The following is a 12,928-nucleotide window of genomic DNA, read 5'->3' as shown; positions in this document are numbered from 1 at the left end:
CTGTGTCACTCGACCGGGTGGGTTCTGTCAGGTTGTCACCATGCGGATCATCTTCGTCCACGGGGCCTTCGTCCGCGACGGCGCCTGGTGGTGGCAACCGACGGCAGACGTCCTCGCCGAGCACGGTTTGCGCAGCTCAGCGGCGGTGTTGCCGAGCTGCGAGGCCGACCCGCGCGGTGACCTCCACGACGACGCCGCGGCGGTGCGCGCCCTGCTCGACGCGTCGGACGAACCCGCGCTGCTCGTCGGTCACTCGTACGGCGGAATGGTGATCTCCGAAGCCGCCGCCGGGCACCCCGCCGTGCACCGCCTCTTCTACGTGACGTCGTTCCTGCCCGACGCCGGCGAGGCGCTCGCGGACTTCGGCCCCGCTGAGCCACCGCCGTGGCACGTCAGCCACGACGACGGCACGGCGAGCGTCCGGGAGGAGTTCGTGCGGCCGCGGTTCGCGCAGGACTTCGACGACACGACGTACGCCGGGGCCGCGGCCCGGCTCACCGCCCAGAACGAGGCGGTGTTCGGCCAGCGGACGACGGCGGCGGCCTGGCGGGAGATCCCGTCGACGTACGTCCTCTGCGCCGACGACCTCGCGACCTTGCCCGAGACGCAGCGGAAGCACGCGGCGCGCGCGACCGACGTCGTCGAGCTGGACGTGCCGCACCACCCGTTCGTCACGCGGCCGGACCTGGTGGCCGGCGTCCTGCTGGCTCAGACGACGACGTAGCCCAGCACGAACTCTTTCGTCTTGCCCTCGCAGCGGCCGTCGAGCGAGTCGAAGTGGCTGGCGCCGGCGTTGCAGCGGTAGAGCGCCCGCGAACCGGACCAGGACGGCGGGTCGGCGTAGATGTAGCCGAGGAAGCCGAGCGACTGCTGGCCCTCGCACTTGCCGCTCTGGTCGGGCGAGGTGAACCAGTCCTTCTGGTCCTTCACCTTGCAGGCGAACAGCTTCCGCGTGCCGGGCTCGGCCGTCGCGACCAGTTCCCCGAAGAGGCCTTCCATCTTGAAACCGCCCGGCGGGCCGACCTTCTTCGTCCCGCTGAAGTGGCCGCCGTCCGGGTGGTGGAAGCGGACCAGCGGCACCTTGACCGGATCCGGTTTCGCCGTGGTCGACGTCGGCGCGGTGGAACTCGCGGACGTGCTCGGCGACGGGCTGGGTTTCTTGCTGTGCTTCGTGGTCGTCGGTGTCGCGGAGGACGTCGGCGTGGGCCCTGGCGCGCCCACCGCGACCGGCGTCGTGGCGTCCGGCTTGAGCAGGAAGACCGCGGCCAGCGCGGCGACCAGCACCACCGCGGCACCGGACAGCACCCACGGCAGACGTCGTTTCCGAGGCCGCTGCCAGTCCACTGTGGTCGGTGACGGCGCGGCGACCATCGCCGTCACCGGCTCGAAGACGACCGTCGGCAGGTCGCTCGGGTCGACGGTCCGCGTCGGCGCGACGGTGATCGTGGTGCGCGCGGTTTCCAGCAGCCCCCGCAGCCCGGCCGCATCGAGACGGTCCGAAGTGGACTGGTTCAGCAGCCCGAGCACGGCGTCGGCGAGCGGGCCGCGGCAGCGCTCCAGCACCGGGCGGTCGTACATGATCGCGTGCAGGGTCGCGGCCGTCGTCGTGCGCTGGAACGGCGCCCGGCCTTCGGCGGCGTGGAACAGGGTCGCGCCGAGCGACCAGAGGTCGGACGCGGGAGACGGGCCGGCCCCGGCGAACAGCTCGGGCGCCATGTAGCCGGGCGAGCCCATCACCCCGCCGGTCTGGGTCAGGCCCGGGTCGTCCATCGCCCGCGCGATGCCGAAGTCGGCGAGCTTCACCCGGTCGCCGGGCAGCACCATGATGTTGCTGGGCTTGACGTCCCGGTGCACGATCCCGGCCGCGTGCGCGCTTTCCAGCGCGCTCAGCACCTGCAGGCCGATCTCGGCGACGCGGTCGTTCGCCAGCGGCCCCTCACGCCCGACGACGTCGGCGAGCGTCGGCGCGATGACCAGCTCCATCACGATGAACGTGGCGCCGTCCTCGCTGACGACGTCGTACACCGTGACGACGCCGGGGTGGTTGAGCCGCCCCGCGGTGCGGGCTTCGCGCAGGACGCGTTCGAGGTGCACCGGCGAGGCGCCCGGCGGCGTGGCCAGCTCTTTCAACGCCACCGGCCGCCCGAGGAACTGGTCCTCGCCGCGCCAGACGACGCCCATCCCGCCACGGCCCAATTCGGCCGAAATCGCGTACCTGCCCGCGACAATTCTCATTCGTCGCCCCCTGAGCTCGGGGGCCGATGCTAGAAGACGACCAAGGAGACGCCGGGAGAGGGCCCGGCGCCTCCCCGGTCTCAGGCGGCGTCCCAGAGGGTCAGGAACGCCGAGGCCTCGCTGCGGGCCCAGGGCCGCAGCCGTTCGCGGTCACGCGCCGAGAGCTGGTACTCCTTCGCGCGGCGGACGTCGATCACCAGCGCCTCGCCGTCCGGGAGGATGTCCGGCATCGCCTGTTCCAGCACCCACAGCGCGAGCTGGGCCGACGCCTTGCTCAGCGGCTCCTCCTTGAAGTAGAGCCAGGTCGCGTAGCGGCGGCCGTCGCTCTTGCGCAGGCCGAGCTGCGGGCTGACGCCGATCTCGAGGTCGCCCAGCCGGCACCGGCCGCGGCCGACCTCGACCAGCCGCGGCGACCTGCGGCCGAGGTACCGCAGCCAGCCCTCGGCGATGGCGCTGTAGTGCGGTTTCGTCTTCTCGTCCGCCGCGTTGACGAGCGCCCGGAGCGCCACTTCGTCCTGGTTCGCCGCCCGTCCGGAGCGCACCGCGTTGGCCGCCCGCCGGTAGTAGTTGAACGCGGCCCGCGCCGGGTCCTCGTACAACCGGCGCTGCCGCCGGACGAACGACGACCGCGACGGTCCGGTGCTGGCGCTATAGCCCACGAACGTGGGCAGGGTGATGTAGGCCATGGCCCTGCCTTCCTCCATCACGCCACCCGCGGTCGCGGGCGGCATCTCCCCTGTACAACGCCCATTTTAGAACATATGTACGACAGTTTTCGGGGGCTTGACGGGTGACAGTCGCCGGTCGCGGTGGTCAGGGGTCGGCCAACCGGGGGTCGGCTATGGTGAACGGGTGTCGGTGCACTTGAGGGACGGGAAACCGGAGAAGCCGGAGAAACCGCCCCAGCCCCTCACGGTCCACGAGGCCTGGCTGCCCAGGGACCACTCGATGTACCGCCCGCGCCACGGCCGCCAGCGGGCCGCTCTGATCTGCGCGGTCGTCTTCTTCCTGACGCCGGTGGTGTCGCTCGGCCTGTTCGGCCGCCCCGCCGAGTTCGAGAACCACCAGCTCCACGACTTCCCGAGCCTGTCCGACGGCTGGGGCTTCTTCGCCGGGCTCAGCCAGTGGGCCACCGACTGGCTGCCCGGCCGCCAGGCCGCGGTGCAGGCCGAGGACGGGATCAGCCGCGGCGTCTTCGGCGAGCCGCCGGCGCTGGGCGCCAAACCGGCCCAACCCGGCGTCGGGCCGGTCACCGGCCAGCCGCCCGCCCTCCCGGAGACCGGCCAGTCCCAGGGGCAGACGAACAGCAACTACCCGCCGGTGGTCGAAGGCCGCGACGGCTGGCTGTACCTGGGCAACGACCTGTACGCCAAGTGCAACCCGATGATCCCGGCGGCGACCGTGATCGACGAGCTGATCGGCTTCCGCAAGGCCGTCGAGGCGTCGGGCCGCCGGCTGGTGCTGATCGTGCCGCCGGACAAGTCGGACATCTTCCCGCAGTTCCTGCCGGACCAGTACGCCGGGAAGGACTGCGCGCCGGTCGCCGCCCGGACGATGTGGCAGCGGCTGAACACCGACGTCGGCTACCTGGACCTGCGGCAGCCGCTGCTCGCCGAGTCGCAGCGGCGGGGCGCGCCGATCTACTTCAAGCAGGACACGCACTGGCAGTTCCACGGCGGCCTGACGATGGTCCGGGCCCTGGCCGAGGACCTGCGGCCCGGCGTGACGAGCACCTGGCGGACCGCGCCCAAGGAGAAGTTCGACAAGCAGACCGACCTGCCGCCGCTGATCGGGCGCACCGGCAGCGAGCCCGCCGAGCTGGAGAGCCTGGCCCCGGACGGCGGCGCCGACCGGACGCGCACGTTCTTCGGCCAGCCCAACACCGTGCCGATCGAGCTGCACGGCGGCGCGACCGTCGGCACCGTCCCCGACAAGGTCGCGATGATCGGCGACTCGTTCACCGGCTTCGCCAACATGTACCTCGCGGCCACGTTCACCGACATGACGATCATGCACTCGGACTACGTCCAGCAAAGCACCGACGCGGCCGCGGCGAAGCTCGCCGGCAGCGACGTGATCGTCCTCGAAATCGCGGAACGCAACCTCATCGGCGGGCAAAGCCCTATCCTGGCCCCGGCCGTGGTGAAGACGCTGAGCGAGCAGCTCGCGAAACACCCCAGGCGATGAGCGCTTCGCAGCGCAGGAACGAAGGAATCGGATGATCGTGCGGGAGCTGCCGTGGCTCGCCGGTGTGGACGCCGGCAGTGCCTCGGTCACGGCCGACCGGATCTCGGTCGGCGGCTGGCTCGTCTCCCCGAGCGGCCCGGACGGCAGCACCGTCCGGCTCGGCGGGCAGGTCGCCAGGGTGCACTGGGAGCGCGGCACCACGGCCGTGCCCGGGGTGCCGGAGGACTGGCCGACCTGGGTGTGGCGGGCGGAGGCCGAGGTGGACCAGCCGGTCGGCGTCGAGGTGACGATCACCGCGCCCGACGGCACCGAGCTCGGCCGCACCGCGGTCTGGCCGGAGAGCACGTTCCGGGTGCCGTCGCCGCTGGGCGAGATCGACTTCCCGGCCGCGGACGCCGACCTCACCGGTGACCTCATGGTCGTTTCGGGCTGGCTGCTGCTCGACGGCAGGCTGCCCAGCCGGATCGAGGTGGAGGTCGACGGCGCCGCGCCGCAGCGCGCCCGGCTGATGCTGCCGCGGCCGGACGTCACCAGCGCGCTGCCCGGCGAGATCCGGCAGGCCGGGCTGAGCGGGTACGAAGCCCGCGTGCCCCTGCCGATGGCGCCGGGCGACCGGCGGAAGGTCACCTTCCGGGTGCGGGCCTGGACCCGCGACGGCCGCGAGTGGAGCTCGCCGACCCGATACGCGACGTTGCGGCGGCGGCCGGTCGACCGGCGTGACGCCGAGGCCGCGGCCCGCGCGTCGGCGTTCACCGGCGAGCTGCTGGCCCGGGTCAAGGCCGCCGTGGACACCGACCACGTCCTGGTCGTCACGCACAGCCTGCGCGTCGGCGGCGGCCAGTTCTGGCTCAGCGAGCTGCTGCGCCACCTGGCGGGCCCGCACGGCCACAAGGTCACCCTGGTCTCGCCCGAGGACGGCCCGCTGCGCGCGGAGCTGGAGGACCTGGGCGTCACCGTGCACGTCACCGGCCACCACCGCGTCCAGGACGCGGTGCAGTACGCCGCCTACGTCGGCGAGCTGGCCATGCTGGCCACCGCGACCGGCGCCGGGGTCGTGCTGGTGAACACGCTCGGCATGTTCGCCGGGGTCGACGCGGCGATGCGCGCGGGGCTGCCGGTGGCGTGGGTGATCCACGAGAGCTTCAGCCTCGAGGACTTCGCCTACCTGAACTGGGGCATGGACGGTCTCGACCCGCTGGTGCGGGAGCGCTGGGAGCACTGCCTGGCGCACGCGGACCAGCTCGTGTTCGTCGCCGACGCCACGCGCGAGATGTTCCTGCCGAGGTCGCGGTCGCGGCGGTGCGTCACCGTCCGGTACGGCATCGACCTCGTCCCGGTCGAGCAGGCACGGTACGACTCGAAGGAAGCGGTCCGGCGGGAGCTGGGCCTGCCGGAAGACGCGACCGTGCTGCTCAACATCGGCGTCAGCGAGCCGCGCAAGGGCCACGCCCCGCTGCTGCTGGCCTTCGAGCAGGTGCGCTCGACGCACCCGGACGCCCACCTGGTGATCGTCGGGATGCACGAGTCGCCGTACTGCGACGCCCTCGAGGACTACGTCGAGGCGGCCGGGCTGACCGGCTCGGTCAGCCTGGTGCCGATCGTCCGCGACCCGCTGCGGTGGCTGCGCGCGGCGGACGTGTTCGTCAACAGCTCGGACATCGAGTCGCTGCCGCGCTCGATCCTCGAAGCGATGGCGTTCCGGGTGCCGGTCGTCGCCGCCGACGTGTTCGGCACCCGCGAGATCATCAGCGACAGCGAGAGCGGCTGGCTGTTCGTGCCCAACGACCTCAGCGCCCTCACGGTCGGGCTGCTGCGGGCGCTGGACACCCCGCCCGCGGCCCGCGAGCGGATCGCCGAGCGCGCGCTGGCCGGCGTCGGCGCCTTCCTGGACTCCACGCACTACGGGCAGGAGTTCTCCACCATCCTGAAAGGCCTCGCCCGAGGCACCGGTACCGAGGAACGGGACGCATGAGCTCCGAAGAAGGCCCGAAGAACCCGGCCCCGCGCGACGACGAACCGGGCGAGCCGGTCGAGTACGCCGTTCCGGCGTCCGTGCGGGCCGAGCTGCTGCAGCTGCGGGCCGAGCGCTCGGTGCTGATGACCGAGCGCGAGCGGCTGCTGGGCCGGCTCCGCGGCGCCGACGCGGACCTGCGCGAAGCCCTCCGGGTGCAGGAGCGGCTCGTCGAGGACGCCCGCGCCAACGACGATCTGCGCCGCCAGGTCGACGAGGCCTCGGAGGCGCGCGTCGAGCTGGACGCCCTGCGCCGCGACCGCGACCTCGCCCGGCAGGAGCTGGAACGCACCCGCACCGAACGCGACCAGCTGCGGATGGACCTGCTGCAGGCCGAGCTCGCCCTGCACGGCGCCGACCTGCCCGAGGTCGTCGAGCACGACCACCGGGAGGCCGAGCAGCTGCGCCGCCAGGTCGCCGACCTCTCCCACGAGCTCGACGCGCACCGCCAGACCATCAGCTGGAAGGTCACCGCGCCGCTGCGCACCGTCCGCCGGAAGACCCGCTGACGGTGGCCGCACCCCGACTGGTGCTGGCGTCCGCGCCGGGTGGCAGCGCCTTCATGGAGGAGCTCTTCGAGGTCGTCGCCGACGCGGTGCGGTCGGTGGGCGGCCGGGCCGAGACCCACACCGGGCCACTACCCGAGTCCGAGGACGACGACGCGGTGTTCGTCGTCGTCCCGCACGAGTACCTGGTGGTGCTGCCCGAGAAGCAGCGCCCGCGCCCGGACCAGCTGCGCCGGACGATCGCGTTCTGCGTCGAGCACCCCGGCACGCGCACCTTCGACACCAGCGCCGGCCTGCTGCCGCAGTTCGGCGGCGCGGTGGACATCAACGCCGACTCCACCGGCGAGCTGGTGCGGCGCGGCCACGACGTCCGCCGGTTCCAGCTCGGCTACACCCCGCTGTGGGACCGGTGGGGCGGTGACCTCGACAGCCCGCGTGACGTCGACGTCACGTACCTGGGCACGGCCGAGCACCGCCGCTCGGCGTTGCTGGCCCGGGCCGCGCGCGACCTCGACGGGCTCGAGGTGCGGCTGCTCACCCCGCCGCACGAGCCGATGGTGAAGCCGCGCCCGGACTTCCTGATGGGCCGGGCGAAGCACGAGCACCTGGCCCGCAGCCGCGTGCTGCTGAACCTGCACCGCGAATCCTCGAAGGCGCTCGAGTGGGTGCGGGTGCTGGAAGCGGCCTGCAACGGTTGCGTCGTCGTCACCGAACCCAGCCGCGACCTCGCGCCGTTCACCGCCGGGCAGCACCTGCTGGTGGCGAGGGAGACGGTCGTCGGCGCGGCCACCGCGGCGATGCTGCGTGACGGCGCGCTCGAACGGTCGATCCGCGCCGAGGCCTACCGCTTCGTCCGCGAAGAGCTGGACATGGCGCCGTCGGCCCGTGCGCTGGTGGACCTGGCCGCCGAGCTGGCCGAGCGGCACCCGGCGCCGGCCCGCTCCGGCCGCCCGGTGCGGACGTCGGCCGCGATCGCCGTCCCGGCCGACGGGCCGCTGGCCGTCGACACCCCGAGCTGGGACCCCCGGTTCCGCGGTGCCGAGTCCCTCGGCGCCGACCCCGGCGCCGACCGGCGGCTCGCGGCCCGGCTCACCGTGGAACGCGCCGAAACCGCGCGGCGCACGGACGGCGTGGTCCGCACCCCAGCCGCGCTGCCGCTCGCGCCGAGCGGCGGGACGCGGGCGGACGACGTGGACGTGCTGATCGTGCGGCGGATCGGCGACCCCGGGGTCGCCGCGCTGGTCGACGACCTCGCCCGCGGGACGACCGTGCCCGCGGGGGTGTTCGTCTGCGAAGACGGCACGGTCGAGCCCGGCGGCCCGAAGCCCTACGACGTGCTCCACCACCCGGTCGCCCGCGGCGCCGGCCACGCGTACAACCGGCTCCTGGCCAGTTCACAGGCCGACCTGCTGCTGGTGCTCGACGCCGGTATGCGATGCTCCCCCCACCTCGTGGCACGGCTGCTCGGCGCGGTGCGGGCGGGCGCGGACCTGGCCCACTGCCCGGTCGCGGACGCCGAACTGGGGCTCGTCGGCGCCCTTCCCCCGGAGGCGCGGCGGCTGGCGCGGCTGCCCTACCTGGGGAGCGGTTACCTGGTGCGGCGGACCGTGCTCGAGGAGCTCGGTGGCTGGCCGGAAGACCCGTGGTCGGAAGGCCTCGAACACCACGGCTTCTGGCTGGGGATCGCCGACCGGGGCGACCGCACGGAGCTGGTGCAGCAGGTCCTGCTGTCCCGCGTGGTGCCCGACCCGCCGGCCCGGCCGGTCGACCTCGATCCCCAGCGCGCCTGGGCCGCGACGAACGCGAAACGGTAGGACATGGACAGCACCGAGACCACGGACGTGCTCCCGGCGATCACGCCCGAGCACCGCCCGCCGGAACCACCCGCCAAGCCGGCGGCCGCGGAGACCCGGGAAAGCGGGGCGCTGCCGTCGTTCATCCCGCAGCTGACCGGCGTCCGCGCCCTGGCGGCCCTGTGGGTGCTGGCGTTCCACTTCCGCCCGGAGCTGGTTTCGTCGTTCCCGTTCCTCGGCCGGCTGGCGCCCCTGTTCGACGCCGGGCACCTCGGCGTGGACCTGTTCTTCGTGCTCAGCGGCTTCATCATGACCTACACCCACCTCGACCGGATGACCGAGCCGTGGACCCCGCGCAAGGCGCTCGGGTTCCTCTGGCTGCGGCTGAGCCGGATCTGGCCGGTGATGTTCCTGGTGCTGCTGGGCTGGGCGCTCTACCGCGCCTACTCACTGCAGGCCAACGCCGACGCGAGCATCCAGGCCGCGGCCAGCCCGGCCCGGTTCCTCGAGCACGTCCTCCTGATCCAGGGCTGGTTCATCGAACCGGACCAGTGGAACCCGGTGGACTGGTCGCTGAGCGCGGAGTGGCTGGCGTACTTGGTCTTCAGCGTCGCGATCGCGGTGCTCGCGAAGATGCTGCAGACCGTGCGCCTGCGCTCGCTCGTCCTGTGCGCGCTGGTCTCGGTGTTCCCGATCGTCGCGATCGGGGTGACCATGGAGGACGGCAGCGACCTGCTGCTGTTCCACAACGCGCTGGTGCCGGGGATGATCCCGCTGCGCGTCCTCACGGAGTTCTTCGGCGGCGCGTTCACGGCGCTGATCGTGATGCGCTGCGGCCGCGCCGCGCGGCTGCCGTGGTTCCTGCGCCCGACGGTCGTCTTCGTGGTGATCGTCGCGGTGATCTTCCTGGTGCAGCACTTCGACCCGTTCCGCCGCTACAACATGGGACTCGACTGGCGCATCAACGGGCACCTGATGTGGGGCTCGGCCGAGACGGTGGTCGTGGTGCCGTTGTTCCTGCTGCTGATCGGCTCGCTGGCGATCAGCACGAAGGAACCGATGTCCTGGCTGCTCCGGACGAAGCTCCTGATCTGGGGCGGGAAGATCTCGTTCGCGCTGTACCTGGTGCACTGGCTCGTCATCGACGTGATGCGGCACGTCATCCAGACCAAGCTGCACATCACGGACATGCCGACGAGCTGGGAGTACCGGCTGATCGTGCTCGGCTTCCTCGCGCTGACGGTCCTGATCGCCCACGTCCTGCACCGCTTCTTCGAGGAGCCCACCCGGCGCGCGATGCGGCGGATGCTGCCGGAGTCGATGCGGGCCTGAGCGGCGTCAGTTCTCGGACGGTTCGGCCAGCCGGACCGTCCAGGCCCGCTCCAGCTCGGCGGTCCGTGCGGCCAGGTAGTCGGGGTCGCTGCGGCCCGCCTGGCGGACGGCCTGGAAGCGGGCCTCCGCCGTCACGCCCCGCAGCACCGCCGCTTCCTCGAGGCCCAGCCGATCGCACAGGTCGCGCACGACGTCCGCGACGGTCGGCCCCACCGGGTGGCCACCGCGGGCCAGCTCGTCGGCGGTGATCAGGATTCCGCGGTTCACGACGTCGTCCGCGGTGCAGCCGTCGACGTGCCATTCGAGGTCGATGGGGACCAGCCCGGACGCCGTCACGAGGACGTTCTGCGGCGTCAGGTCCCACAGCCGCGGGCCGAACTCCCCGGCACGGGCGACCACGAGATCACGCCAGCGGCCGAGCAGCTCGGTCAGCCGCTCGGGGTGCTGCCGCGCGAGACCGAGCAACGTCGGCGCGTCGACGACGTCGTCCACAGTGGACACGATGCGGACGCCGTGCGCCGGCGCGGGGTGCGCGGCCAGCGGGGCCCGGCGCACGCGCAGGGTGTCACCTTCGCGCTCCACAACGGACTGGGTGCAGAAGTCGGCGGCGCGGTCGGTGCTGAAGAACGACGCCAGCACGCCGTCCGGCCAGAGCCGCTGTTCGCCGTCTTTCGCGGCCAGCACGAGGAACGAGTTGCTGTGGTGCGCGGCCAGCCCGGCACCGACCAGCTCCGTCCACACGCGCTGCTCGTCCGCCACGCGCTCCCCCGCGCCCGCCCAGTCCGGGCTGGGGAAGCTGGGAAGCTGGGCGGCCAGCCGCGGCCGCGTCCCGAGCAGTTCGTCGGAAAGCAGGGCCCGCGTCAGCTTGTAGTCCGGGAAGGCGCCGAGCACGGTCGTCCCGGCGAACCCGGCGCGGTCCACCAGACCGAGGAGCCGCTTGCGGGAGAACGTCCGGGCGACGCCGCCCGCCGGGTAACCGGTGACGCCGTCCCACGGGATCCCGGTGTGGTCTTCCGCGGCACCGCAGAGGTACTTGACGCCCAGCTGGTTCTCGATCGCGAGCACCAGCGTCCCGCCCGGGCGCAGCCGGGCGTGCGCGGCGCGCAAAAAGCCTGCGTAGGCCTCGTCTTCGTCACCACCGGCGCCGACGTATTCGAGCACGCCGATGACGACCACGACGTCGTACGCCTCGACCGCCGGGACGTCGTCGATCCCGCCGACGAAGACCTCGACGTCACCGAGGTCGCGGGTGCGGGCCCGCGCCCCGCGCGCGCGGCTCGCCACCGGCTCGACGGCGTCCACGGACCGGCAGCGTTCGGCGAGGTAGCTCGTCACCGCGCCGGTTCCGCAGCCGATCTCCAGCACCGCCGCTTCGGCGGGCAGCCGGAGGGTGCGCAGCACGTTCGCGCGGCCGTGGTCGAGGTGGTACCGCTCGGGCCAGGTCCGCGCGGCGAGGGTCAGCTCGTCACTGAGCGACCCGCGGTCCTGCGCGTTCTCCAGCAGAGCGGTGACCAGGTCCTCGGCGCCGTCCGCGTAGTCGGAGACGCCGGTCGACAACACCGTGCAGCCGTACTCGTCCTGGTCGACCCGGGACCGGAGTGGCGTGGTCACCTGGGCTCCGGTCACGAGTTCGGAACGTTCTCCAGCATCGCCTTCATGACGCCCTCGAACTCCTTGGTCACGGCCGTGTCGGTGGCCGGGGCCTGGTTGACGTCGACGCGGATCACCGCGACGCCCGAGACGTACACCGCGCGGTAGGTCGTGTGGTCGGACTGGACCGCCTTGAAGACCGAGACCGACTGCGGGAGCCCGGAGTGGTCGGCGACCGGCTGGAGGCCGGTGCTGCCGGCGGGCTTCTGCAGGGACTGCGCCAGCCGGTTGGCGTCCGCGACGCTCGGGGTGTTGACGAGCAGCACCGTGTAGTCGAACGGGGAGTTCGTCGACGCCTGGCACGTCACGTACGAGGAGCCGGCGGCCTTGACCGAGGTGCCCTCGGCGGCGACCAGGAACTCGTTCTGCACGGCCTCGTCGACGCTCATCGTGCCGTTCTTGGAGCTGGCCTTGCCCGGCATCGGCGGCACGCGGGTGGGCGCGATGCTCGGCGGGGGCGGCGTGGTGCTCGGCGCCGCCGACGTGGGATTGCCGGACGACGACGGGTTCGCGACGTTGTTGTTCGAGTCGCCGCGCAGCCCGAACCACCAAATCGCGAAGCCGGCGAGCAGGACCACCAGCACCGCCGCGACGATGGTGATGCCCTTCTTCTTGCCGGAGCTCTTCTTGGTCTCGAAGTAGGACTCGGGCCCCTGGCGCATCCAGTTCGCGTCGTGCTGCGGCGCGGCGTCTTCGGCACCCCACGGCGGCGCGGCGGCGCCGGGCGGCACCTGGTTCCAGCCGGCCTGCGGGGGCGGGGGCTGCTGCGAGTAGCCCTGGTAGTTCGGCTGGTACTCGCCGGTGTTGCGGACGACCTGGGTGCGCTCCGGGTTGTCGTCGACCGGCTGCTGCTGCGGCGGCTGCGCGAACCCACCGGGCGGCGAGAACTGCTGCGACGGCGGCACGAACGCGGTCGCGCCGGCGTTGGGCTGCTGTGCCTGCCACGAAACGGCCTGCGTGCGCTCGGCGTCACCCGGCTGTTGTTGCTGCTGCTGGTGCGGCTGCGGGATTCCGCCGGGCGGGCTGACCGGCGCGATCACCTGCGTCTCGTCGGCGCCGGGTGACGGCGGTTGCTGCGGTTGCGGGTCCTGCACGCCCACCGCGGACGAAAGCACCTGGTCACGTCGGGTCCGATACTCGTCGGCGGACAACTGTCCCGCCGCGAGCTCCTCGTCCAGCCGACGCAGCTCCTCCTGCCAGGACACCAGGAGCCC

The 12,928-nt window shown here is 72.7% G+C and carries 10 protein-coding genes; 6 read left to right on the top strand and 4 right to left on the bottom strand.

The genetic code is table 11. The features are described 5' to 3' along the window. Nucleotides 1-40 precede the first annotated feature (40 nt). Nucleotides 41-724, top strand: coding sequence for an alpha/beta fold hydrolase (locus VA596_RS10470; protein WP_323325476.1), 684 nt, complete (start codon nt 41-43; stop codon nt 722-724). Here VA596_RS10470 and VA596_RS10465 read toward each other — a convergent pair. Together VA596_RS10465 and VA596_RS10460 are read right to left on the bottom strand one after the other, a co-directional pair. Further along, entirely contained in the window at nt 709-2,235 is a 1,527-nt protein-coding gene (locus VA596_RS10465) for a serine/threonine-protein kinase (protein ID WP_323325474.1), read from the bottom strand. The two genes, VA596_RS10470 and VA596_RS10465, sit on opposite strands and share 16 nt — an antisense overlap. Nucleotides 2,236-2,315: 80 nt before the next feature. Next, nucleotides 2,316-2,939 carry a hypothetical protein gene (locus tag VA596_RS10460; RefSeq protein WP_458364005.1) on the bottom strand — a complete coding sequence of 208 codons (624 nt, stop codon included), beginning with the start codon at nt 2,937-2,939 and terminating at the stop codon, nt 2,316-2,318. Nucleotides 2,940-3,087: 148 nt separating this feature from the next. Between VA596_RS10460 and VA596_RS10455 the strand changes: the two genes are divergently transcribed. Genes VA596_RS10455 through VA596_RS10435 form a run of 5 tightly spaced genes read left to right on the top strand, consistent with a single transcriptional unit; the run spans nt 3,088 to nt 10,064 of the window. Next, nucleotides 3,088-4,422 (top strand): alginate O-acetyltransferase AlgX-related protein, encoded by a 1,335-nt coding sequence (locus VA596_RS10455; protein ID WP_323325472.1) that lies wholly within the window; start codon nt 3,088-3,090, stop codon nt 4,420-4,422. A 31-nt stretch (nt 4,423-4,453) separates the two neighbouring features. Then, complete coding sequence (locus tag VA596_RS10450) at nt 4,454-6,394, top strand: glycosyltransferase family 4 protein (RefSeq protein ID WP_323325470.1); 1,941 nt, start codon at nt 4,454-4,456, stop codon at nt 6,392-6,394. After that, nucleotides 6,391-6,942, top strand: a complete 552-nt coding sequence (locus VA596_RS10445) for a hypothetical protein (protein ID WP_323325468.1) — start codon at nt 6,391-6,393, stop codon at nt 6,940-6,942. The genes VA596_RS10450 and VA596_RS10445 overlap by 4 nt, the downstream gene beginning before the upstream one ends. A gap of 2 nt (nt 6,943-6,944) precedes the next feature. Beyond that, entirely contained in the window at nt 6,945-8,753 is a 1,809-nt protein-coding gene (locus VA596_RS10440; protein ID WP_323325466.1) for a glycosyltransferase family protein, read from the top strand. 3 nt (nt 8,754-8,756) lie between these two features. Further along, a complete protein-coding gene (locus VA596_RS10435) occupies nt 8,757-10,064 on the top strand; it encodes an acyltransferase family protein (RefSeq protein ID WP_323325465.1) in 1,308 nt (435 codons plus the stop codon). Nucleotides 10,065-10,070: 6 nt separating this feature from the next. Here VA596_RS10435 and VA596_RS10430 read toward each other — a convergent pair whose 3' ends face one another. After that, complete coding sequence (locus VA596_RS10430) at nt 10,071-11,675, bottom strand: SAM-dependent methyltransferase (RefSeq protein ID WP_323325463.1); 1,605 nt, start codon at nt 11,673-11,675, stop codon at nt 10,071-10,073. Between the two features lie 11 nt (nt 11,676-11,686). Next, nucleotides 11,687-12,919, bottom strand: coding sequence for a DUF1707 domain-containing protein (locus VA596_RS10425; protein ID WP_323325462.1), 1,233 nt, complete (start codon nt 12,917-12,919; stop codon nt 11,687-11,689). Nucleotides 12,920-12,928: the final 9 nt, after the last annotated feature.

Source organism: Amycolatopsis heterodermiae (assembly GCF_034929455.1).
GTDB classification, from domain to species: Bacteria; Actinomycetota; Actinomycetes; order Mycobacteriales; family Pseudonocardiaceae; genus Amycolatopsis; species Amycolatopsis heterodermiae.
The sequence above is the reverse complement of the archived record's forward strand: the minus strand, read 5'-3'. Positions and strand labels throughout refer to the sequence as shown.

What these genes read in the sequence shown, in the direction of transcription:
- VA596_RS10460 (WP_458364005.1), bottom strand. Translation starts at nt 2,939, where the DNA reads ATGGAGGAAGGCAGGGCCATGGCCTACATCACCCTGCCCACGTTCGTG.
- VA596_RS10450 (WP_323325470.1), top strand. Translation starts at nt 4,454, where the DNA reads ATGATCGTGCGGGAGCTGCCGTGGCTCGCCGGTGTGGACGCCGGCAGT.
- VA596_RS10445 (WP_323325468.1), top strand. Translation starts at nt 6,391, where the DNA reads ATGAGCTCCGAAGAAGGCCCGAAGAACCCGGCCCCGCGCGACGACGAA.
- VA596_RS10435 (WP_323325465.1), top strand. Translation starts at nt 8,757, where the DNA reads ATGGACAGCACCGAGACCACGGACGTGCTCCCGGCGATCACGCCCGAG.
- VA596_RS10465 (WP_323325474.1), bottom strand. Translation starts at nt 2,235, where the DNA reads ATGAGAATTGTCGCGGGCAGGTACGCGATTTCGGCCGAATTGGGCCGT.
- VA596_RS10470 (WP_323325476.1), top strand. Translation starts at nt 41, where the DNA reads ATGCGGATCATCTTCGTCCACGGGGCCTTCGTCCGCGACGGCGCCTGG.